Source organism: Yersinia sp. 1252 StPb PI (assembly GCF_048593885.1).
GTDB lineage: Bacteria > Pseudomonadota > Gammaproteobacteria > Enterobacterales > Enterobacteriaceae > Yersinia > Yersinia enterocolitica_E.
Genome location: NZ_JAZGQE010000299.1, coordinates 1 through 2970 on the forward strand (window position 1 = coordinate 1; position 2970 = coordinate 2970).

Sequence of the window (2970 nt, forward strand, 5' to 3'; positions counted from 1 at the left end):
GCTTCGGGGCAGTGCTCGCCGCCGTCACGTACTGCGTGTACGCTCCATTGGCTGTGCGCTGTCCACACTCAATCTGCTTGCGCCGATAACGCCAATTTCTTCTGATAATTATCTTACTTGCCAGCTTGAGTTTCGGGGCAGAATGATCATTACAATCATTCGTGGCTTTATAGAGTTAAGTAAGAAAGATATTTCAAGTAAGTGACTGGGGTGAGCGAGGGCAGCCAACGCACATGCAGCTTGCAGTATGACGGATATAAAAGAATTGCCATGCAGCAAACACTTGGATAGCATTATTGCCCCCCTTCGTTGCCGATGATGGCGCATCCTATGATGAATACATCAAATAAGACAGAATCACCTGCCGGGCAACCTTCTGCTCTTGTTGCTACCGCCCAACAGCGAGCATTTAACCTGCCAGATACACTGCGGGACAAAAGTAACGTTCAGCGTATTTTAGTGATTAAATTACGCCATTTCGGCGATGTTTTACTCACTACGCCACTACTGAGTACCTTAAAAGCCAACTACCCACAAGCAAAAATCGACGTGCTGCTGTATGGCGGAACGCAAGATATGCTGCGGGAGAACAAAACGGTCAATCATGCATTTATTGTTGACCGTGGCCTCAAGCATGCGGGTCTAAAGGCCCAAATCAGTGGCGAAAAAGCGCTGTTTAATGCATTGAAAGAACACCATTATGATCTGATTCTCAATTTATCCGATCAATGGCGAGCCGCAGCGTATTGTCGTTTATTAAAACCTGGCTTCAGTATTGGTTTCCATTATCCCAAACGCGATACCTGGCTATGGCGCTATTGTCATTCTACATTGGTTGATATCCCCAATGCGGCCAAAAGGCATACCGTACTCAATAATCTGGATATTCTCGCACCACTACAACTGACGGATATTATTACTGATGTTACCATGTCTTATGGTGTGCACGATGTTGAACGGGTACAGAAATTGTGCCAACAACGCCATATCAATGACTATATATTGATCCAACCTTCTGCTCGCTGGAAGTTCAAAACATGGGCCAGTGAATCATTTAGCCAACTGGTAAATCATCTCACTGAGCAAGGTGAAACCATTCTACTTACCGGCGGCAAAGATCAGGCTGAATTGGATTATATTGCTGAGATCATCGCCGGATGCACACAACCCGAGAAGGTGGTTAATTTGTCTGGCCTGCTGGCGCTACCGGAACTGGCAGTATTTATTGATAACGCTAAGCTCTTTATTGGCGTAGATTCCGTGGCAATGCATATGGCCGCAGCCTTACAAACACCCGCAGTGGTCCTCTTTGGCCCCAGTAATCTTAACCAATGGCATCCGTGGCAGGCTCCACACACGCTGTTATGGGCCGGGCATTACCGCACGTTGCCACACCCTAATGAGATAGATACTGACACTACCGATCGGTATTTGAACGCCATTCCGGTGAGCGAAGTTATCAGTGCTGTTGATGCGTGGCGCGCTCAAAGCCATTAACGGGGGCACATCAGTAACCTTATTTTCCGCTAACCAGCTTAAGCTGAGAGAATTATGACAATCCCATCGACTTCTTCACCGGCCGCTTTCACGGTCAACCGTCGCAGTGAAATGCTGGGTGGTATTGCAGCATTGCTGCTAGGTATCTCCTTACCGACATCCAACCCACTGATCAATATCTCACTGGTTTTAATCCTGATCTGTTTGATAATGAATCGCAACACATTGCAATTCAAACCATTACTGACGAATCCGTTGGTTTACCTGCCTGCTGCGATGTTTGCATTGTTGGCATTGTCACTGCTGTTTCATCACAACAGTTATGGCCCGGATATGGTGGGTAAAGATAAGAAATTTCTTTATGTATTGCCGTTAGCCCTGTTTTTTATCAACCAACCACGGTTGATAAAATTGTTTGGAATCGGCTTCTTAGCGGCTAACGCGCTGGCATTAGTCGGTACACTGGCCGTTGGGGTGTTACACATTCCCATTGGCAATGTAGATCCAACCAATCCGACTATCTTTAAACTGCAAATTACCCAAAACTTCTTTATGGCTTTGGCCGCCATGTTGTGGCTGGCGCTGGCCTTTAAAAATCAGGGCTGGAAACGCTGGGGGTATGGCTTGCTGGTGGCAGCGGCGAGCTACAGTATTCTGTTCTTGGTATTGGGGCGAACCGGTTATGTGGCATTAGTTGTTGGGCTAGGGATATGGTTATTCTTCTCTCTGGGGCGCCGCCAACGCTGGCTATTGGTAGTGTTAGGGGCGATAGCCTTTGCTGCACTACTACTGATACCCAATAAAGCGACCGACCGTATCGTGCAGGGTGTCGATGAGATAAAAGTCTGTATGGCCGCATCTGCGGATGATGTAAATGATGCTTGTCGTAGTTCGATGGGGCAACGTTCGGCCTTTGCCATTGAAGCGGTGCGGCTAATTAAAGAGTCACCTATTCTGGGGCACGGTGCTGGTGGCTTCTATTATGAGAACCCAGAGATCAATTACAAAATCAATAATCCACACAACCAATATCTGTTGGAAACAATCCAATCAGGCTTTGTTGGCTTAATTATCTTTTTGGCATGGATTGTTTGTTGTTATCGCGTTATTTGGCAACAAACACCGGTTTTACGCAATGTACTACTGGCTGTATTGACCAGTTATATGGCGTGTAATTTCTTTAATTCATTCCTGCTGGACTCATCTGAAGGCCATCTATTTATGATCTTCGTGGCAATTTTGGCGGGCTATTCAGTGACAGAGACGCAGCATGTATCGGATAAGCAATTGACATAACAGTGTACAAATTTCTGCGAATTTGACGTGCTATAAAACGGCTCCCAATGGGGGCCGTTTTTGTTGATTCCGTCATGATGATGCATGCTTTGAAGCTAAAAAGTGAATTTTAACGGAAAGGCTGACATCTCTATTTGAAATCGGAGGTCTTTAATAAAATGTACATATTACACACTA

The 2970-nt window shown here is 46.0% G+C and carries 3 protein-coding genes; all 3 read left to right on the forward strand.

Annotated elements, in window-relative coordinates; translation table 11 throughout:
- Positions 1 to 205: hypothetical protein (locus tag V2A85_RS22860; RefSeq protein ID WP_420072456.1), on the forward strand; the 205-nt coding region annotated here is incomplete at its 5' end.
- Positions 206 to 330: 125 nt separating this feature from the next.
- Complete coding sequence (rfaQ, locus tag V2A85_RS22865) at positions 331 to 1497, forward strand: putative lipopolysaccharide heptosyltransferase III (RefSeq protein ID WP_372557915.1); 1167 nt, start codon at positions 331 to 333, stop codon at positions 1495 to 1497.
- A 54-nt stretch (positions 1498 to 1551) separates the two neighbouring features.
- A complete protein-coding gene (waaL-ps, locus tag V2A85_RS22870) occupies positions 1552 to 2793 on the forward strand; it encodes an O-antigen polysaccharide ligase WaaL-ps (protein WP_372557916.1) in 1242 nt (413 codons plus the stop codon).
- The last annotated feature ends 177 nt before the right edge of the window (positions 2794 to 2970 follow it).